Genomic DNA, 18,600 nt, shown 5'->3' with positions numbered 1-18,600 from the left:
TGCATGTCAAGAGTGAGCGCGAGCCTGCTCAAAAACAGTTCCGGAGCAGTGCTCGCCCTGGTTTTCGGGATGGCCGGGATTTCTGTTCCGGCGGCGCACGGGGAAATTTCCGCATCGGCCGCCGCACTCGTCTGCGACACCGCTGTCAAGGTGTACGGGGTGACGCCCGGAGGAAGTATCTTCACCTACCCGCACAACGACCCGGAGAACGGGAACTTCGACTGGGGGACGAAGCGGACCGTGGGGGGCGGCTGGGACGTCGGGCGCACCCTGGCCGGGCCGGACGGCGTCCTCTACAGCATGGTCGCGGCCACCGGTGACCTGCGCAGGTTCCGCTGGAACGACACCACCGGGAACTGGGACTCGTGGAACGGCGCGCATTTCCGCGTCGTGGGCAGCGGCTGGGGCCGCTACGGCCAGGCCGAGCACCGCAACAAGGTGACGGTCGACGAAAAGGGCCGCCTGTACGAGATCACCCCCGAGGGGAACCTGGAGGTGTTCGTCTGGGAGGGCGACGACGCGACCGGCTGGTGGAGCGGGGAAACCGGCAGCGGCAAGGTCATCGACACCGGGTGGGACCAGTACGACCTCGTCGTGGCCGCCGGTGACGGCGTCCTGTACGCCCGCAAGCCGGGCGGCGAGCTCTTCCGGTACCGCTACCACGCCGCGTCCGACCGCTTCGTGCACCACGCGCGGCCGGCGGGGTTCGGCTGGAACATGTTCAACCGCATCTTCTCGCCCGGCGGTGACGTGCTGTACGCCACGCGCGCCGACAACGGCGGCGAGCTGCTGTGGTACCGCTACCACGAGGACACCGACACGTGGGCGGACACCGGCCGCGACGTCGGCAAGCTCGTCGGCTGGGGCTGGTACGGCGAGCTGGACGTGGTCGCCGACACCGACGGCTGCCGGCTGACCGGCAACGCCCTCCCGACCAGACCTGCCGTGCCGCAGCGCTTCGACGCGCCGACCACCGTGCTCCAGGCGCCGGACGGCCGGGTGTCGTACTTCTACGTCAACGGCGAGGGCGGCCTGAGCCTCGCCGCGCAGCGCACCGCGGGCGACTACGGCCTGCTGGACTACAGCACGTTCACCGGGCACTTCGACTTCACCGGGCAGCCGGGCGCGGGCCTGCGCCAGGACGGCCGGTTCGAGACCCTGGCCAACAGCCACGACGACGGCGAGTACCGCGGCAAGGTGCAGCAGCTCAAGAACGGCGTGTGGGGCCCGGCGCCCGTCACCGCCGACCGCGGCTGGCTGCTCGGCGACCCCGTCGTCGTCGCCGGGGCGGACGGCGCGCTGAGCCAGTTCGCGGTCGACGGGGCCGGCGCGCTGTGGCGGCGCGCCCAGATCGCGCCCAACGGCCCGTACGCCGCGTGGCGCGCGATCGCCGCCGGCGGCCTGAGCACCGACCTCACCGTGCTGCGCAACGGCACGGCCGTGGACGTGGTGGCCCGCTTCACCGACGGCACGGCACGGGCGGCGCGCGTCACCGGCGGCGTCGTGGGCGCGTGGCGCACCGTCGGCGCGGGGGTGACCGGCAGGCCCGCCGCCGTCGCGCACGGCAACGGCGACCTCCAGGTGTTCGCCCGCCGCGCCGACGGCCTGGTCCACACCCAGCGCGAGAGCGCGGGCGCGTTCCCCGGCACGTGGTCCGCGATCGGCGACCTGGCCACCACCGGCTCGCCCGCGGCCGTGCTGAAGGGCAACGGCCTGATGGCGCTCGCCGCGCGCGGCGCGGACGGGTTCGTGCACCAGGCCGACCAGGGGGCGCCCGCCGCCGGGTTCGGCCAGTGGGGCGTGCGGTACTTCGAGGAGACCGCGACCGACCCGACGGGCCTGGTCCTGGCGGACGGCAAGCCGATCTTCACCTGGCGCACGCCCGGCGGCCTCGTGGCCACCTCGTACGTCCAGAGCCCGGCCGCCCAGACCACCCACGCAGGCACCACGGCGGTGCGGCGGTGAACCGGGCCGCGGGTCTCCTGGCCGCGGTGCTCGTGGCGACCGCGCTCACGCCCCTGGCCACCGGCTCCGCCGGCGCGGCGGAGACCTTCCAGTGCAGCACGAGCGCGCCCCTGCACGTGCGCAAGCCCGACACCAGCCTGACCCTCTACCAGCACGACGAGCCCGAGAACGGGAACCCGAGCTGGCGGACGCAGTTCAGCCACGGCTTCGCCTGGGACGGCATCACCCTGGGCGGCCCGGACGGCGTCGTGTACGAGCTGGCGCCCGACGGGACGCTCAGCCGGTTCCGCTGGCTGGGCTCCGGCTGGGAGAACGGCGGCGTCGGCGACACCGTGCGCACCGGCTGGACGGGGTGGTCGCGCGACACCCTCGTGGTCGACGCCAAGGGCGACTTCTACGGCATCGCCCCGGACGGCAACCTGCACTGGTACCGCCACACCAAGGTCAACGGCGCGTGGACGACGCTCGACCGCACGCTGGCGGTCGGCTGGGCGTCGCGCTTCACCATGCTGTGGGCCTCGGGCGACGGCGTGCTGTTCGCCCGCACCCACGCCGGCGCGCTGCACCAGTACACCTACCACGCGGAGAGCCGGCGCTGGCTGGTCGAGGGCCCCCAGGTCGGCGCGGCCGGCTGGAACCAGTTCACCGACGTGGCCTCGGTCGGCGGCGGCGTGTTCTACGCCCTGAACGGCGGCACGCAGCAGCTGAAGTGGTACCGCTACACGGGCGACGGGACGTGGGCGGCGGCGTCCGGCAGCATCGTCGGCGACGGCGGCTGGCTCCCCGACTGGCAGGTCGAGGGCCAGTCCGACGCGTGCCGCGTCACGGGGGCCGCCGTGCCGCAGCGCCCGGCGGTGCCGCAGCGCTACGACGCGCCGACCACGCCGGTGCAGGGACCCGACGGCCTGGTGACGTTCTTCTACGTCAACCCGGCCGGCGGCCTCACCGCCGCCAAGCAGCGCTACGCGGGCGACTACGGGCTGCTCGACTACGCCACGTTCCCCGAGTACCACCTGCACACCGGCCGGCCGGGCGCGGGCGTGCGCGGCGACGGGCGGCTGGAGGTGCTGGCCAACAGCTCGGACGACGCGGGGCTGCGCGGCAAGGTGCAGCAGGTCCGCAACGGCGTGTGGGGGACCGGCCTGACCGCCCACGAGGGCTGGATGGCGGGTGACCCGGTGGTCGGCACCGAGGCGTCCGGCGCGCTGGCGCTGTTCGCGGCCGACGGCGCGGGCGGGCTGTGGCAGAGCCGCCAGGTCGCGGCGGACGGCGGGTACGAGGCGTGGCGGCGGATCGCGACCGGCGGCGTCACCGCCGACTTCGCGGTGCTGCGCAACGGGACCGCGCTGGACGTGGTGGCCCGGTTCACCGACGGCTCGGCGCGGGTGCTGCGCGTGGTCGACGGCACGCCCGGCGCGTGGCGGGTGGTCGGCGCGGGCACCACCGCGCGGCCCTCGGCCGTCGCGCACCCCAACGGGCAGCTCCAGGTGTTCGCGCGCGGCGCGGACGGGCGGGTGCTCACCCAGCGGGAGGCCGGCGGCGCGTTCGGCGGCACGTGGCAACAGGTGGGCGAGCTGACCGCGCCCGGCGCGCCGGACGCCGTCCTGACCGGCGGCGGCCTGGTGGAGCTGGCCGTGCGCGGTGACGACGGCTACGTGCGCCAGGCGAGCCAGCTCGCGCCGGCCGCGGGCTTCGGCGAGTGGCGGGTGCGCTACTTCGAGGAGACCGCGACCGACCCGGCCGGCACCGTGCTGGCGGACGGGAAGCCGATCTTCACCTGGCGCACCCCGCAGGGCCTCGTCGCGACGTCCTTCGTGGGCACGGGCCCCGCGCCCACCCGGAGCGCCACCGGGGCCACGGCCGCGCGGTGAGCCGGGGCGGTGGTGGGTGGGCCGGCCCCCGCCCGCCACCGCCGTTAGGGTTTGCCGCATGTACGTGAAGCTGTGCGGCCTGCGCACCGGGGACGACGTGGCGGTCGCGGTCGACGCGGGTGCGGACGCGGTCGGGTTCGTCTTCAGCGCCAGCGCGCGCCGGGTGGACCCCGACGCGGCGCGGGAGCTGGTGGCCGGCGTCCCGCCGCACGTGCTCGCGGTCGGCGTGTTCAAGGACGTCGAGCCGGCCGAGGTGCGCCGGGTCGCCGAGCGGGCCGGCGTGCGCGCCGTGCAGCTGCACGGCGACTACCCGCGCGCCGCGTTCGACGAGCTGGCCGGGTCGGGCCTGGTGCTGCTGCGCGCCGTCTCGCTCACCCCCGGCACCGACGTGCGGGTCGGCGCGTTCGGCGAGGAGATGCTCCTGCTCGACTCGCCCGAGGCCGGTTCCGGGCACCGCTGGGACCTCGCCGCGCTGGACGGCGCCCGCCCGGAGGGCCGGTGGCTGCTCGCCGGCGGCCTCGGCGTGGACGACGTCGCCGAGGCGATCGGGCGGGCCCGGCCGTGGGGCGTGGACGTGTCCAGCGGCATCGAGTCGAGCCGGGGCGTCAAGGACCACGGCCTGATGCGCGCCTTCGTGGCCGCCGCCCGCGCCGCCTGACCACCGTCAGGGGGTCCGGGTCCGCCTGAGGTACTCCACCGCGACCCACGGGCGTCGCCCGGAGACGACGAGCCGGCCGGTGGCGAGGGCGCGGGTGAGGCGGGTGCGCCGGAAGGTCGTCAGCATGAACGCCGCCGGTTCGAAGCGGATGCGGGCGTCGGCGCGGCCGTCCGGCGGCTCGACGGTGGTGCGCCCGCCCCCGCCGGTGGTGAGCACGACGGGTGTCGTGCGGTCGGAGCGCAGCTCCACGGACACCCGCCGCCCGCCGCCCACGCCCGGCCCGAACAGCACGCCCTGGTCGTCGGTGCCGAGCAGCCGCATGAGGAACACGTCGAACGCGAGCGCCGCCTCCTCCGGGGGGACGCGCCACGCCCGCGACCCCGGACCGGCGATGTCGAACCCGTGCAGCAGGATCTCGTTGAGCTGGTGGGCGAGCAGGGACGCGACGGTGAGCCGCGAGCGGCCGAGCCAGGTCGCGGGCGCGAGCGGGTCGAGGTCGGCGCTGCGCTCCAGCAGCGTCGCCACGCCGGTGAGCAGGTGGTCCGCGATCCCGTCCGGCGACCGGTCCGGGAACCGCTCCAGCGCCGCGGCGTTGAGGTCCGCGAGGGTGGCGAGCGTGGTGCCCGGGACGAGCCCGTCCACCTCCGGCACGCCCGTGGCCGCCTCGGGGTCGACCAGCAGGCCCGCGTCGAGGTGCGCCACGATCGCGGTGTGCGCGGCGGTCTCGGCGACCGACCACGTGCCGACCGCCCGCCGCCCCGGCTCCCAGCGGTCGGTGATGAGCCGCGCGAACCGGTCGGCCGCGTCGGCGAGCGCGCCGCGCAGCGCGTGCCACCCCTGGTCGGTCAGTTCCAGCTCCACGTTCCCGCCTCCACGCCGTAGGGGTCGCCGCGGCGCGGTGGCGGCGGCGAGTCGTGCGTCCGGGCCGCCCCGCTACTTCTTCGGCGTCACCGCCACCGGGAACCCGATGGTCACCTGGGGGAGGGGAGCGGCGGTCACCGTGCCGGTGGCCGTGCCGCTGCTCGACTTCGGACCCGCGAGCAGCCGGAACACGAACCGCACCGAGTCGCCCGGGGCCAGCTCCCCGGAGGCCGTGCACGTCACCCTGCCCCTGCCCGCCGGGCAGGGGACGGTCTCCTGCGCCCGCGCGCCGTCGAACGCCACCACCGGCGCGCCGCGCAGCCCGTTGCCGGGACCGACCACCTGGAAGCCCTCGGGCAGCGCCAGCACGAGCGCGGGCGCCGCCGCGGGTGTCGAACCGGTGTTGCGGACGGTGATCGGCAGGTCGACCGGCGGGCCGCCGCTGCCCAGCGAGAAGTCCGTCGGCACCTGCGGCACCAGCGCGTCCGGCGCGGACCCGGGTGGCGGCTCGTCGGACGTCGACGTCCCCGGCTGCGTCGTGACGACCCCGGAGGACCCGCCCGGGTCGGTGGGCGTCGCCGCCGTCGCGCTGCCGGAGGGGGCCGCGGTCACCCGCGGCGCCGCGTTGCCGGGCGTCGTCGTCGCCGGCTGCCCCGGGTCGGCGCTCAGCGTGGGCGGCAGGGCCTCGGGCGGCGGCACGGCCTCCAGCCCGCTCGACCCCACCCCCCACACGACCGCGACCACCAGCGCCGTGGTGGAGGCCGCGGCGCCCAGCCACTGCGGGACCGAGACGGCCGTACCGCCCGCCGGACCCGTCGCCGCACCCGCGCCGACCGCCGCCGTGCCCGCGCCCGCCGCGCCGACCGCCGCTTCCGCCGCGCCCGCCGTGGTCGCCAGGTAACCGGCCGCCCCGGCGCCCAGCACCAGCGGCGCGACGACCGCGCGCAGCGCGCCGTTGACGTCCGCCAGCTCCTCCGCCAGGGCCCGGCACCGCACGCAGCCGTCGAGGTGCGTCTCGACCTGCGCGGCCTCCCGGCCCTTCAGCCCCCGGCGGGTCCACGCGCCGAGCCGGTCGACGGTCGCCCGGCAGCGGGTGGTCGGCACGTCCTCCAGGTGCGCCTGGAGGTACGCCTTCTTGAGGCCCTCGCGCGCCCGGTAGGCCAGCGCGGACACGCCGTTGGCGGTCAACCCGAGCAGCGGGGCCACCTCGGCGTGCGACTGGCCCTCGATCACGGTCTGCCACAGCACCGTCTGCCACCGCTCGGGCAGGCTCGCGAACGCCCGCGTGGCCAGCGACCGCTCCAGCGTCGCCACCGCCGGGTCGTGGAACGGCACGACGGTCGCCTCGGGCGCGACGGCGGACACGTCGTCGGCCAGCTCGACCCGCTTCTCCCGCCGGTGCCGGTCGTAGGCGGTGTGCCGGATCGCGGTGAACAGGTAGGCGCGGAACGCCGAGTCCGGCCCGCGCCCGTCCCGCAGCACGTCGAGCACCCGGGCGAACGCCTCGGACACCAGGTCGTCGGCCTCCACCGCCGACCGCGACAGCTGCCGGGCGAACGTCCGCGCCGCCGTCGCGTGCCGCTCGTAGAGCTGCCCGTAGGCGCGCAGTTCACCGCCCCGCACGGCGTCGATCAGCTCGGCGTCCGAGGGCGGCCTCGGCGAGAACCGGGCCGAGGACGTCGACCTGGCCGAGGGTGTCGACCTGGCCGAGGACACCGACCGGATCGAGGGTGACGACGCGCTCAGGGCGACCTCCAGCTCCTCCCGCGACGAGGTTCGGTCCGAGGTCCGCCAGCGCTGCACGTCACGTCCGTCGGGCTGCCCGATCACCGGACGTCTCCTCCCCACTGCGCTGCGTGGTGACCACGAAGCGCGACGATATAGAAACCCCGGCAGTCGGGGGAACCTCCGAACCCCCTGAGGCCAAGGGGGTTAGGCCGAACGCACCACGATCGCCGTGGCGTTGTCCCGTCCCCCGGCCGCCCCCGCGGCGGCGAGCAGGTCGCGCACCGCGTCCCCCGGCGGCGCGTCCCGCCCGAGGACGTCGGACACCCGGTGGTGCGGCACCTGTTCGGCGACCCCGTCGGTGCACAGCAGCAGCACGTCGCCGGGCCGCACCTCCACCTTGACGAGGTCCGGCGCCGGCGCGTCGACGTGGCCGACGAACCGGGTCAGGTGGTACCGCGCCGCGCGGGCCTCGGCCGAGTCGAACGGGTACCAGCCGTGCACCGCGCCGAGCCAGGCCATCGTGTGGTCCACGGTCAGCAGCTCCAGCAGTTCGCCGCGCGACCGGTACAGCCGCGAGTCGCCGATCTGCACGAGCCAGAACCCGTCGGGGCACTCGGCCAGCGCGGTCAGCGTGCACCCGGCGAGGACCCCGTGCTCGCGCCCGAAGTCGAAGACGAGCCGGTGCGCCTCGGCCACCGCGTCCAGCAGGGCCTCCTTGCCCGCCGCCGCCCGCCGCACCACGAGGTCGACCGCCGTGCGGCTCGCCACCGCGCTCCCCGGTCCGTCGCCCATGCCGTCCGCGACGACGGCCAGCAACGGGTCGGTGGAGAGCGAGAAGGCGTCGTAGTTGGCCCGGTAGCGCTGCCCGACCTCGCTCCCGGCGGCGGCACTCAGCACGACGTCCTCCGTCCGGGTGGGTATGAGCCATCGTAGGACACTCTGAGTGGGTCCTGTCCACGAAACGGTGACGCGTGCCGGGGTGATATGTCCCGCTACCCTCCCGCGCGTGACCCCCGCGCCGGCGAGGCCGACGCGGGGGTCGAGGTGACGCGGACCGGCGGCGCGGCCGGTGCCGGCGAGGCTGCTGCCTTGCGGCTGCCGGCAGCGAGGCCGGTGGTGGTGCGGCCTGGTGGTGCGGCCGGTGTCAGCGCGCCTCGTCGAGCGCCCGGTTCAGCGCGGTGACGTTGACGCCCGGCTCGCCGAGGAAGCCCAGCGACCGGCCGTCGGTGTGCTCGGCGACCAGGTCGCGCACGCGCTCCTCGGTCAGCCCGTTCCGCCGCGCCACGCGGGGCGCCTGGAGCTGGGCGTAGGCCGTGCTGATGTGCGGGTCCAGGCCCGACGCCGACGCGGTGACGGCGTCCTGCGGCACCCGGTCCTCGCCCACGCCCTCGCGCGTCGCGACGGCGGTGCGGCGCCCGGCGACGACGGCGTCCTGCTCGGCGTTGCGCTCGCCCTTGTTGGAGCCGCCCGAGGCGGGCGGCACGGCGGCCGAGGGGCGGGGGGCGAAGTACCGGTCGTCCCCGCGGTCCACGGCGACGAGGGTCGTGCCCACCGCCTCGGCCCGGTCGTGCAGGCCCGGCAGGCGCGACACCCCCCACACCGCGGCCGGGTAGAGCACGCCGGTGATCACGGTGAGCACGAGCAGGACGCGCAGTCCGGCCAGTGCCTGCTTGGCGAACGAGGTCATCTCAGGCGATCCCGGGGACGAGGCGGACGAGGAGGTCGATCAACCAGATGCCGGCGAACGGCGTGACCACGCCGCCCAGCCCGTAGACGAGCAGGTTGCGCCGCAGCAGCGCGGCGGCGCCGGACGGCCGGTAGCGCACGCCCCGCAGCGCCAGCGGGATCAGCGCCACGATCACCAGCGCGTTGAAGATCACCGCGGACAGGATCGCGGACTGCGGCGAGGCCAGGTGCATGACGTCGAGCCGGCCGAGCTGGGGGTGCACCGAGGCGAACATCGCGGGCAGGATCGCGAAGTACTTGGCCAGGTCGTTGGCCAGCGAGAACGTGGTCAGCGCGCCCCGCGTGACCAGCAGCTGCTTGCCGATCTCCACGACCTCGATGAGCTTGGTGGGGTCGGAGTCGAGGTCCACCATGTTCCCGGCCTCCTTGGCGGCCGAGGTGCCGGTGTTCATCGCGACGCCGACGTCGGCCTGGGCCAGCGCGGGCGCGTCGTTGGTGCCGTCGCCGGTCATCGCGACGAGCCGGCCGCCCTCCTGCTCGCGCCGGATCAGCGCCACCTTGTCCTCGGGCCTGGCCTCGGCGAGGACGTCGTCGACCCCGGCCTCGGCGGCGATGGCGCGGGCGGTGAGCGGGTTGTCGCCGGTGACCATCACGGTGCGGATGCCCATCGCGCGCAGCTGCCCGAACCGCTCCGCCACGCCGGGCTTGACCACGTCGGAGAGCCGGACGACGCCCAGCACCACGTCGTCCTCGGCGACCACCAGCGGGGTGCCGCCGGCCGCGCTGATCCCGTCGACCACCGCCCTCACCGGCTCGTCCAGGGTGAACGCGCTCGCCGCCCCCTTGCGGGTGCGGCGGCCGTCGAGGTCGACGCCGCTCACCCGGGTCTGCGCGCTGAACGGCACGAACTCGCCGGTCCTCTCGTGCGCGGTGGCCCCGGGCGACCGGCCGTGCTCGGCGGCGCACAGCTCGACCACGCTGCGGCCCTCGGGCGTGTCGTCGGCCAGCGACGACAGCCGGGCCGCGTCGACCAGGACGTCGAGCGGCACGCCGGGCGCGGGGACCAGCCCGGTGGCGCGCCGGTTGCCCCACGTGACGGTGCCGGTCTTGTCCAGCAGCAGCGTGTCCACGTCGCCGGCCGCCTCCACGGCCCGGCCGGAGGTGGCCAGCACGTTGCGCTGCACGAGCCGGTCCATGCCCGCGATGCCGATGGCGGACAGCAGCGCGCCGATCGTGGTGGGGATCAGGCACACCAGCAGGGCGGTCAGCACGACCACCGACTGCTCGCCCCCCGAGTACACCGCGAACGGTTGCAGCGCCACGACCGCGAGCAGGAAGGTGATCGTCAGCGTGGACAGCAGGATCGTCAACGCGACCTCGTTCGGCGTCCTGCGCCGCCGCGCGCCCTCGACCAGGGCGATCATCCGGTCCACGAACGTCTCGCCCGGCTCGGCGGTGATGCGCACGACGACCCGGTCCGACAGCACGGTCGTGCCGCCGGTCACCGCGGACCGGTCGCCGCCGGACTCGCGGACCACGGGCGCGGACTCGCCGGTGATGGCCGACTCGTCCACGGTGGCGACGCCCTCGACGACGTCGCCGTCGCCCGGCACCACCTCGCCCGCCTCGACGACCACCAGGTCGCCGACCCGCAGGTCGGTCCCCGGCACGGTGCGGCCGTCGGTCAACCGGGCGACCGCGTCGGTCTTGGCCCGCCGGAGCGAGTCGGCCTGTGCCTTGCCGCGCCCCTCGGCGACCGCCTCGGCCAGGTTCGCGAACAGCACGGTCAGCCACAGCCACACCGCCACGGAGACGGTGAAGGCGCTCGGGTCGGTCGCGGCGAACACCGTGACGAGGGCCGAGCCGACCCAGACCACGAACACCACCGGGTTGCGCAGCTGGTGGCGCGGGTCGAGCTTGCGCAGCGCGTCGGGGAACGCCGCGAGGAGCTGCCGCGGGCGGAACGCGCCGGCCGCGACCGGGCGGGGGGACGTCGGGTGAACCGTCCGGAGTGGACGGTCTCTGGTGGTGGTCACAGCAGGGCCTCCGCGACGGGACCGAGGGCGAGGGCGGGGACGTGGGTGAGCGCGGCGACCAGGACGATCGCCCCGGCCAGCAGCGTCGCGAACAGCGGACCGGTCGTGGGCACCGTGCCCGCGGTGGCCGGGACCCGCCGCTGCGCGGCCAGCGAACCGGCCAGGCACAGCACGGCGGCGATCGGCACGAACCGGCCGAGGGCCGTGCACACGCCCAGCGACGCCTGGAACCAGTCGCTCGTGGCGGTGAGCCCGGCGAACGCGCTGCCGTTGTTGTTCGCCGCCGACGCGTAGGCGTAGAGGATCTCGGACAGGCCGTGCTCGCCCGGGTTGGCCAGCGCGCCCGGCGTGGACGGCAGGACCGCGGTCACGCCCGCGCCGAGGAGCAGCACGGTCGGCACGGCCAGGATCGACACCGCGGCGGCCGTCACCTCGCGGCGGCCCAGCTTCTTGCCCAGGTACTCCGGCGTGCGGCCGACCATGAGGCCCGCCAGGAACATCGCGATCACGGCCATCACGAGGATGCTGTAGAGGCCGGTGCCCACGCCGCCGGGCGTCAGCTCGCCGAACAGCATGTTCAGCAGCAGACCGCCGCCGCCCAGGCCGGTGAAGCTGTCGTGCATCGAGTTCACCGCGCCGGTCGACGTCGCCGTGGTGGTGTTGGCGAACAACGCGCTCGACGGGATGCCGAAGCGCAGTTCCTTGCCCTCCAGGGGCCGCAGGCCGTTCGCCTCCGCCGCCCAGACCAGCGCCAGCACCGCGCCCCACAGCGCGCCGGCCACGCCGAGCAGCACGTGCCCCTGCCGGCGGTCGCCGACCATCGTGCCGAACGCGCGGGTGAGCGACACGGGGATCAGCAGGACCAGGAAGACCTGCACGAGGTTGGACCAGCCGCTCGGGTTCTCGAACGGGTGGGCGGAGTTGGCGTTGAGCACGCCGCCGCCGTTGGTGCCCAACAGCTTGACCGCCTCCTGGCTCGCGACCGGCGCGGTGGCGACGACCTGCCCGTCCACGTCCACCCCGGACCGCAGGCTCATCACCACGCCCGCCGCCACCAGCACGACCGCGAACGCGAACGACACCGGCAGCAGGACGCGCACGACGCCGCGGGTCAGGTCGACCCAGAAGTTGCCCAACCGGTCGGTGCGCTCGCGGGTGAACCCGCGCACCAGCGCGACCGCGACGGCCATGCCCACGGCGGCGGACACGAAGTTCTGCACCGTCAGGCCGACCACCTGCACGGCGTGCCCCAGGGTGGTCTCGGGCACGTAGGACTGCCAGTTCGTGTTCGTCACGAAGCTGACCGCGGTGTTGAACGCCGTCGCCGGCGGCACGTCCCCGCGCCCGAAGTCCCACGGCAGCAGCGACTGCGCGCGCTGCAACGCGTAGAGCAGCACCACACCGACGAACGAGAACCCGATCACGGCCCGGGCGTAGGTGCCCCACCGCTGCTCGGAGTCGGGGTCGACGCGGGCCGCGCGGTAGACGACCCGCTCGACCCGCAGGTGCTCCCGGTCGGTGTAGGTGCGGGCGAGGTGGTCGCCGAAGGGGCGGTGCGCGACCGCCAGGGCGAGGAGCAGGAGGCCGACCTGGAGCAGGCCGGCCGCGGTCGGGGACATCAGAACCTCTCCGGCCGGACGAGGGCGACGAACAGGTACCCGAGCAGCAGCAGGGCGAGCACGCCGCCGACGGCGTTCGCCACCACCCCGGTGCCGCTCACAACCGCTCCAGTCCGCGCACGGTCAGCGCCAGCAGCGCGAACACCCCGATCAGCAGCGACGCGTAGGCCAGGTCGGCCATGGGCGTGCTCCTTCCAGACGCCTCGGGCGGTCCCCCGTTCGCGGGACCGCGACGCCCGGAAGAGTGCATCGGGACGGGGGCCGCGCCGGGCGGCCTGACGCCTCCTTGACACCCGTGACCGGGACCTTGACGCCGCGTTGACGGAACCCGGCCCGACCGGTGGGCGTCCCAGTGACGTGGACGACACGCGGTGGTGGGTGCTCCTGGAGGAAGCGCGGGGCATGGGGGAGGGCCGGGAGTGGAAGCTGTCCCACACCTGGGCCTCGGCGGACCGCGAGGCGGCCCGCGCCGAGGCGCTGAGGCTGGCGCGCGAGCACGTGCCCGCCTACCCGTGGTCGGTGCGCTCGCGTCAGGTCATCCGGGTGGGTGAGGACTCGTACGTGGTGGTCGTGGACGGCCGCACGTCCACGTTCCACTTCCGCGTGCAGGTCGGCGAACTGCTGGAGGGCTGAGCCGGCGGCCCCGGGCGCTCAGCCCCGAGCGGTCACGCCCGCCGGGCCGTCACCGCTGCCGGTGGCGCGGCGGCGGGAGCTGCGCGCCACCGCCGGCGAGCCGGTCGCGCACCGCCGCCAGGGCCTGCTCGACCGACGGGTGCACGGCGACCGCGTGGTGCAGGTCGGTGATCTCCAGCGGGCGCAGCACCGCGCGGTGGGCGGCGACCAGCACCAGCGCGGTGCCCTGCCGCCGGGAGCGCAGGACGGCCTCCAGCAGCAGTTGCAGGCCCGTGGAGCCGATGAAGCCGACGTCGGACAGGTCCACGACGAGACCGGACGGCCGGCGGTCGAGCAGGGCGGCCAACCGGGCCCGGACGGGGTGCGCGGTGGAGGCGTCGATCTCGCCGGCCACGGCGACGACCGGGATGTCGTCGTGTTCGAGGGTGCGGAGGGTGGGGGCGGTCACGGGGTGGGCATCGGACATGGGGCACCTCTCGGCAAGCCACGAGAACCGGCAACCGAGCTCGTGTTTCAACCCGTATCGTCGCTCCGCGCGAACGGACGTGTGGACGTCGACCCACCTCGACCGTACGGCCCCGGCCGGCACCGTGCAACTACTCCGCGTCACCCGAAAGGTGGGTCACCCGGTCGTGCGGTCGACACCGGCCCACACCGTGCCGCCCCGCGGTCGCGGCGCGCATCCCGGGCCGTGGCCAGGGCGGCGACCGCCACGACCCCTCCGACCGCGCGACGCGCCGTGCCTGGACGCGCCCGGCACCGGCGGGTCGGGTGACCGGTCGTCCGCCTCGACGCGCACGACGCGTGACGACGGTTCCCGGCGCAGGCGCACCCGCCGCAGGGGCTCGCCGGGCGTGACCCGGGCACGGGGGACACAGGAGCGCGGCGGCGCGGTTCGAGGGGGAGTGGGAACGACGCTCCGGTGCTCACCGCAGCGGTACCGCGTCGTCCACCCCGATCATCGACGGCCCGACGGCCGATCTTGATCGGCCGTCCGAGTGAACGCGCGTTGCGCCGTCCGTGGCATCCCCCGGCGGGATGGGTGGTGTTTGGCGATCGGCCCGGGTGGCACCCGACCTGGGCCGGACCCCGTTGCCCAGCCCCGAGGAGGCGCGCATGGCGGAGGGCGGTTGGACCTTCGACGGCGAGCCGGTCACCCTGGCCCCCAGCACGGTCACGCTCGTGCACGGCACGTCGTTCTGCGTGTGCGGCGGCGACGGCGAGGTGGACGGCGCGGCGGCGCAGGGCGCGTTCTTCCAGGACACCCGCATCGTGTCCGGGTGGCGGCTGCGCGTGGACGGCGTCCCGGTCGAGCACATCACCACCCTCGACCCCGACCCGTTCCGGGCCACGTTCGTCGGTCGCGGCCGGTCGGCGCGGCAGGGCGCGGAGAGCACCCTGCTCGTGCGCCGCGAGCGCTACGTCGGCTCGGGGATGCGGGAGGACCTCGTCCTGCGCAACTTCGGCCGCGAGACCGCGACGCACGTGGTGACGCTCGCGGTCGCGGCCGACTTCGCCGACCTCTTCGAGGTCAAGGAGGGCCGGGTGCGCGAGCGCGGCGAGCACCGCGCGGAGGTCTCCGACGACGGGCTGCGCCTGCACCGGCTGCTCGACGGCCGGTGCCGGGGCGTGCGGGTGCGGGCGGACGGCGCCGAGTACTCGCGGTCCGCGCTCGCGTTCCGGGTGGTGATCCCGCCCAAGGGCGAGTGGTCGACGTGCGTGACCGTGCAGCCGGTCGTGGACGGCGAGCCGGTCGAGCCGATGTTCCCGCCGGGCAGGCCCATCGACGAGTCGCTGCCCGTCCAGCGCGCCCGGCGGTGGCGCGAGGTCGGCCCGCTGCTGCGCTACGCGGGCAACCCGAGCCTCGTCGCGACCCTCCGGCGCAGCGGTCAGGACCTGGGCGCGCTGCGCATCTTCGACCCCGAGCGCCCCGAGGACACCGCCGTCGCGGCGGGCGCGCCGTGGTTCATGACGCTGTTCGGCCGCGACTCGATCCTGGCCTCCCTGATGGCCCTGCCGATCGACCCGAACCTGGCGCTGGGCACCGTGCGCACCCTGGCCCACCACCAGGGGGCCGCGGTCGAGCCGGAGAGCGAGGAGGAGCCGGGGCGCATCCTGCACGAGATGCGCTTCGGCGCGGACGCCTCGCTGGCCCTGGGCGGCGGCAACGTCTACTACGGCACGGCGGACGCCACGCCGCTGTTCGTCGTGCTGCTGGGCGAGCTGTCCCGGTGGGGCGTCGGCCGCGAGCAGGTGGAGGCGGTGCTCCCGCACGCCGACCGCGCCCTGGAGTGGGTCGAGCGGTACGGCGACCGCGACGGCGACGGGTTCGTGGAGTACCAGCGGGCCACCGGGCGCGGCCTGGTGAACCAGGGCTGGAAGGACTCGTGGGACGGGGTGAACTTCGCCGACGGCAGCATCGCCCGCGGCCCGATCGCGCTGTGCGAGGTGCAGGGCTACGCCTACGCCGCCTACCTGGCGCGGGCCTGCCTGTGCGACGACTTCGGCGACCCGGACGGCGCACGCCGGTGGCGCGACCGCGCGGCAGGGTTGAAGGAGGCGTTCAACGAGCGCTTCTGGCTGCCCGACCTGGGCCGCTTCGCGATCGCCCTGGACGGCGACAAGCGGCCCGTGGACGCCCTCGCCTCCAACCAGGGCCACTGCCTGTGGAGCGGCATCGTCGACGACGACAAGGCCGAGCGGGTCGCAGACTCCCTGCTGTCGCCGGAGATGTTCTCCGGCTGGGGCGTGCGCACGCTCGCCACCGGCATGGGCGCCTACAACCCGATGAGCTACCACAACGGGTCGGTGTGGCCGCACGACAACGCGCTCGTGGCGGCCGGGCTGATGCGGTACGGCTTCGTCGAGCACGCCCAGCGCGTCGCCACCGCCGTGCTGGACGCGGCGCGGGCGTTCGACGGGCGGCTGCCCGAGCTGCTGTGCGGCTTCGACCGCGCCGAGTTCAGCCGGCCCGTCCCGTACCCGACCTCGTGCTCGCCGCAGGCGTGGGCGGCGGCCACCCCGGTGCACCTGCTGCGCGTGCTGCTGCGCGTGGAGCCGCACGCGCCGCGCCGCCGGGTGTGGCTGGCGCCCGTGCTGCCGGCGTCGGTCGGGCCGCTGGTCCTCGACGGCGTGCCGATCGCGGGCACCCGCGTGTCGCTGCGCGTCGACGGCGACGAGGTGGAGGTCTCCGGCCTGCCCGACGACGTCGAGCTGATCCGCGAACCGGCCGGCGGGAGGCGGGACTGATGGACACCGTGCGCGTCGCCGTGGTCGCCCCGCCGTGGTTCGAGCTGCCGCCCGCCGCCTACGGCGGCATCGAGTCGGTGTGCGCCGACCTCGTGGACCGGCTGGTCGCCCGCGGCAACGCGGTCACGCTGATCGGCGTGGGCCGCAACGGCACGGCCGCCGACTTCGTGGCCACCACGCCGCACCCGCAGCACGAGCGCCTGGGGCAGGCCGTCCCGGAGGTGGTGCACGCCGCCGCGCTGCCCGAGATCCTCGCCGACCTCGACGTCGACGTCGTGCACGACCACAGCCTGGCCGGCCCGCTCCAGGCCCGCGCGCGGCCGGTGCCGACCGTGGTCACCGTGCACGGCCTCGTCACCGGCGACCTGGGCGAGTACTACCGGCGGCTGGGCGGCAGCGTGCACCTCGTCGCCATCTCCGACGCGCAGCGCGCCCTGGCGCCGCACCTGGACTGGACGGGCACCGTGCACAACGCGATCCCCGTGCGGACCGTGCCGTGCCGGCGGGACAAGGAGGACTTCGCGCTGTTCCTCGGGCGGGTGAGCCCGGACAAGGGCATCGCCGAGGCGGTCGCGGCGGCCTCGGCGGCGGGCGTGCGGCTGCGCATCGCGGCCAAGTGCCGCGACCCGGAGGAGCGGGAGTACTTCGACCGGGTGGTCGAGCCGCTGCTGGGGTCCGGCGACGTCGAGTGGCTGGGCGAGGTGGACCGGGAGGAGAAGCTCGCGCTGCTCGGCGCGGCCCGCTGCCTGCTGTTCCCGATCCAGTGGGACGAGCCGTTCGGGATGGTGATGGCGGAGGCGATGGCGTGCGGCACGCCGGTCGTCGCGCTGCGCCGGGGTTCGGTGCCGGAGGTCGTCGCGCACGGCGTGACCGGGTTCGTCTGCGACGACCACGACGGGCTGGTGGCCGCGCTGAGCCGGGTGGGCGAGCTGGACCCCGCCGCCTGCCGCGCCGCCGCCGAGCAGCGGTTCGACGTCGACCGGATGGCCGCCCGCTACGAGCACGTCTACCGGTTGGCGGCGCGGCGGCACACGCACCGGTCGCTGCCTCCCCTGCGGCCGGTCGGGCGCCTCGCCGGGGCGTGACGGCATCGGCCGGGCCCGGGAGTCGCCGCGAAGCCGACCGCGAGGGGGTGGCGAACCCCTAGGCTGCCTCGGGTGGACTTCGTCGCACACCTGCGGGCCGCGCTGCCCGCGATGCTGGCCGACATCGGGGAACTGGTGGCCTGCGAGTCGCCGTCGGGCGACCTGGCGGCCGTGGCCGCGAGCGCCGACCTCGTGACCGGGATCGGGACCGGGCGGTTGGGCGTCGAGCCCGAGCGGATCGTGCTGGACGGCCGCACGCACCTGCGCTGGCGGTTCGGCGACGGGCCGGCGCGCGTGCTGGTGCTCGGCCACCACGACACGGTGTGGCCGATCGGCTCGCTCGCCACCCACCCCGCCACCGTGCGCGACGGCGTGCTGCGCGGCCCCGGCTCCTTCGACATGAAGGCCGGCCTGGTGGCCGCGTTCCACGCGCTCGCCGCCCTGCCCGACCGCACCGGCGTGACGCTGCTGGTCACCGGGGACGAGGAGATCGGCTCGCCGTCCTCGCGGGAGCTGATCCAGGCCGAGGCGGCGGGCTGCGCGGCGGCCCTGGTGCTGGAGGCGTCCGCGTCCGGCGGCGCGCTCAAGGTCGAGCGCAAGGGCGTGTCCCGGTACCTGGTGCGGGTGGCCGGCCGGGCCGCGCACGCCGGCCTGGAGCCCGAGCGCGGCGTCAACGCGAGCGTGGAGCTGGCCCACCAGGTGCTCGCGGTGGCCGCGCTGGGCGACCCGGAGCGCGGCACGACGGTCACGCCGACCCTGCTCTCCGCCGGCAGCTCGGCCAACACGGTGCCCGCGGCGGGGGAGTTCGAGGTGGACGTGCGCGCCCGCGACGCGGCCGAGCAGCAGCGCGTGGACGCCGCGGTGCGCGCCCTGCGCCCGGTGCTCGACGGCGCGGTCCTGGAGGTCGTCGGCGGCCCGAACCGCCCGCCGCTGCCGCGCACCGCCTCCGCGGCCCTGTTCGACCGCGCGTCCCGGGTGGCCGCCGGCCTCGGCCTGCCCCCGCTGGAGGGCGTGGCCGTCGGCGGCGGCTCGGACGGCAACTTCACCGCCGGCGTCGGCACACCCACCCTCGACGGCCTCGGCGCGGTGGGCGGCGGCGCGCACGCCGACGACGAGCACGTCCTGGTGGACGAACTGGCCCCGCGCGCGGCCCTGGTGGCGGCCCTGATCGCCGACCTGCTGGCGGAGGGGTGACCGACCCGGCAACCG

At 75.7% G+C, this 18,600-nt stretch carries 16 protein-coding genes; 7 read left to right on the top strand and 9 right to left on the bottom strand.

The genetic code is table 11. The features are described from left to right. The first annotated feature begins 159 nt into the window (after window positions 1-159). From ACRAKJ_RS28035 to ACRAKJ_RS28025, 3 genes are read left to right on the top strand one after another with little or no spacing between them, the layout of a single operon-like run. Window positions 160-1,965, top strand: coding sequence for a tachylectin-related carbohydrate-binding protein (locus ACRAKJ_RS28035; protein WP_438921635.1), 1,806 nt, complete (start codon window positions 160-162; stop codon window positions 1,963-1,965). After that, complete coding sequence (locus ACRAKJ_RS28030; protein ID WP_438921634.1) at window positions 1,962-3,836, top strand: tachylectin-related carbohydrate-binding protein; 1,875 nt, start codon at window positions 1,962-1,964, stop codon at window positions 3,834-3,836. The genes ACRAKJ_RS28035 and ACRAKJ_RS28030 overlap by 4 nt, the downstream gene beginning before the upstream one ends. A 58-nt stretch (window positions 3,837-3,894) precedes the next feature. Further along, complete coding sequence (locus ACRAKJ_RS28025; protein ID WP_438921633.1) at window positions 3,895-4,494, top strand: phosphoribosylanthranilate isomerase; 600 nt, start codon at window positions 3,895-3,897, stop codon at window positions 4,492-4,494. A 6-nt stretch (window positions 4,495-4,500) separates the two neighbouring features. Here ACRAKJ_RS28025 and ACRAKJ_RS28020 read toward each other — a convergent pair whose 3' ends face one another. The 8 genes from ACRAKJ_RS28020 to ACRAKJ_RS27985 all read right to left on the bottom strand — a co-directional run bounded on the left by ACRAKJ_RS28020 (window position 4,501) and on the right by ACRAKJ_RS27985 (window position 12,674). Continuing rightward, window positions 4,501-5,355, bottom strand: a complete 855-nt coding sequence (locus ACRAKJ_RS28020; RefSeq protein ID WP_438921632.1) for a maleylpyruvate isomerase N-terminal domain-containing protein — start codon at window positions 5,353-5,355, stop codon at window positions 4,501-4,503. Window positions 5,356-5,427: 72 nt separating this feature from the next. Then, window positions 5,428-7,185 carry a sigma-70 family RNA polymerase sigma factor gene (locus tag ACRAKJ_RS28015; RefSeq protein WP_438921631.1) on the bottom strand — a complete coding sequence of 586 codons (1,758 nt, stop codon included), beginning with the start codon at window positions 7,183-7,185 and terminating at the stop codon, window positions 5,428-5,430. 102 nt (window positions 7,186-7,287) lie between these two features. Then, complete coding sequence (locus ACRAKJ_RS28010; protein ID WP_438921630.1) at window positions 7,288-7,980, bottom strand: protein phosphatase 2C domain-containing protein; 693 nt, start codon at window positions 7,978-7,980, stop codon at window positions 7,288-7,290. A gap of 247 nt (window positions 7,981-8,227) precedes the next feature. After that, window positions 8,228-8,770 (bottom strand): potassium-transporting ATPase subunit C, encoded by a 543-nt coding sequence (locus ACRAKJ_RS28005; RefSeq protein WP_438921629.1) that lies wholly within the window; start codon window positions 8,768-8,770, stop codon window positions 8,228-8,230. A gap of 1 nt (window position 8,771) precedes the next feature. Then, a complete protein-coding gene (gene kdpB, locus ACRAKJ_RS28000; RefSeq protein ID WP_438921628.1) occupies window positions 8,772-10,805 on the bottom strand; it encodes a potassium-transporting ATPase subunit KdpB in 2,034 nt (677 codons plus the stop codon). Beyond that, window positions 10,802-12,424 carry a potassium-transporting ATPase subunit KdpA gene (kdpA, locus tag ACRAKJ_RS27995; RefSeq protein ID WP_438921627.1) on the bottom strand — a complete coding sequence of 541 codons (1,623 nt, stop codon included), beginning with the start codon at window positions 12,422-12,424 and terminating at the stop codon, window positions 10,802-10,804. The genes kdpB and kdpA overlap by 4 nt, the downstream gene beginning before the upstream one ends. Continuing rightward, window positions 12,424-12,525: a K(+)-transporting ATPase subunit F gene (gene kdpF / locus ACRAKJ_RS27990; protein ID WP_438921626.1), complete on the bottom strand. Its 102-nt coding sequence runs from the start codon at window positions 12,523-12,525 to the stop codon at window positions 12,424-12,426. The genes kdpA and kdpF overlap by 1 nt, the downstream gene beginning before the upstream one ends. Continuing rightward, window positions 12,522-12,674, bottom strand: a complete 153-nt coding sequence (locus ACRAKJ_RS27985; RefSeq protein WP_438921625.1) for a hypothetical protein — start codon at window positions 12,672-12,674, stop codon at window positions 12,522-12,524. The genes kdpF and ACRAKJ_RS27985 overlap by 4 nt, the downstream gene beginning before the upstream one ends. 107 nt (window positions 12,675-12,781) lie before the next feature. On the opposite strand from ACRAKJ_RS27985, the gene ACRAKJ_RS27980 reads away from it, so the two are divergent. Beyond that, entirely contained in the window at window positions 12,782-13,057 is a 276-nt protein-coding gene (locus ACRAKJ_RS27980) for a hypothetical protein (protein ID WP_438921624.1), read from the top strand. 49 nt (window positions 13,058-13,106) lie between these two features. On the opposite strand, the gene ACRAKJ_RS27975 is transcribed toward ACRAKJ_RS27980, so the two are convergent. After that, window positions 13,107-13,523, bottom strand: coding sequence for an anti-sigma factor antagonist (locus tag ACRAKJ_RS27975; RefSeq protein WP_438921623.1), 417 nt, complete (start codon window positions 13,521-13,523; stop codon window positions 13,107-13,109). A 650-nt stretch (window positions 13,524-14,173) separates the two neighbouring features. Between ACRAKJ_RS27975 and ACRAKJ_RS27970 the strand changes: the two genes are divergently transcribed. The 3 genes from ACRAKJ_RS27970 (at window position 14,174) to ACRAKJ_RS27960 (ending at window position 18,585) form a co-directional block, all read left to right on the top strand. After that, entirely contained in the window at window positions 14,174-16,306 is a 2,133-nt protein-coding gene (locus ACRAKJ_RS27970; RefSeq protein WP_438921622.1) for an amylo-alpha-1,6-glucosidase, read from the top strand. Beyond that, a complete protein-coding gene (locus ACRAKJ_RS27965) occupies window positions 16,306-17,391 on the top strand; it encodes a glycosyltransferase (protein ID WP_438921621.1) in 1,086 nt (361 codons plus the stop codon). The genes ACRAKJ_RS27970 and ACRAKJ_RS27965 overlap by 1 nt, the downstream gene beginning before the upstream one ends. Window positions 17,392-17,502: 111 nt before the next feature. Then, window positions 17,503-18,585, top strand: coding sequence for a M20 family metallopeptidase (locus ACRAKJ_RS27960; RefSeq protein WP_438921642.1), 1,083 nt, complete (start codon window positions 17,503-17,505; stop codon window positions 18,583-18,585). The last annotated feature ends 15 nt before the right edge of the window (window positions 18,586-18,600 follow it).

Source organism: Saccharothrix sp. DSM 118769 (assembly GCF_052936295.1).
The sequence above is the reverse complement of the archived record's forward strand: the minus strand, read 5'-3'. Positions and strand labels throughout refer to the sequence as shown.

Excerpts from the sequence above, each read along its gene's own strand:
- ACRAKJ_RS28025 (WP_438921633.1), top strand. The coding sequence starts at position 3,895 with ATGTACGTGAAGCTGTGCGGCCTGCGCACCGGGGACGACGTGGCGGTC.
- ACRAKJ_RS28005 (WP_438921629.1), bottom strand. The coding sequence starts at position 8,770 with ATGACCTCGTTCGCCAAGCAGGCACTGGCCGGACTGCGCGTCCTGCTC.
- kdpA (WP_438921627.1), bottom strand. The coding sequence starts at position 12,424 with ATGTCCCCGACCGCGGCCGGCCTGCTCCAGGTCGGCCTCCTGCTCCTC.
- ACRAKJ_RS27985 (WP_438921625.1), bottom strand. The coding sequence starts at position 12,674 with ATGCACTCTTCCGGGCGTCGCGGTCCCGCGAACGGGGGACCGCCCGAG.
- ACRAKJ_RS27975 (WP_438921623.1), bottom strand. The coding sequence starts at position 13,523 with ATGTCCGATGCCCACCCCGTGACCGCCCCCACCCTCCGCACCCTCGAA.
- ACRAKJ_RS27970 (WP_438921622.1), top strand. The coding sequence starts at position 14,174 with ATGGCGGAGGGCGGTTGGACCTTCGACGGCGAGCCGGTCACCCTGGCC.
- ACRAKJ_RS27965 (WP_438921621.1), top strand. The coding sequence starts at position 16,306 with ATGGACACCGTGCGCGTCGCCGTGGTCGCCCCGCCGTGGTTCGAGCTG.
- ACRAKJ_RS27960 (WP_438921642.1), top strand. The coding sequence starts at position 17,503 with ATGCTGGCCGACATCGGGGAACTGGTGGCCTGCGAGTCGCCGTCGGGC.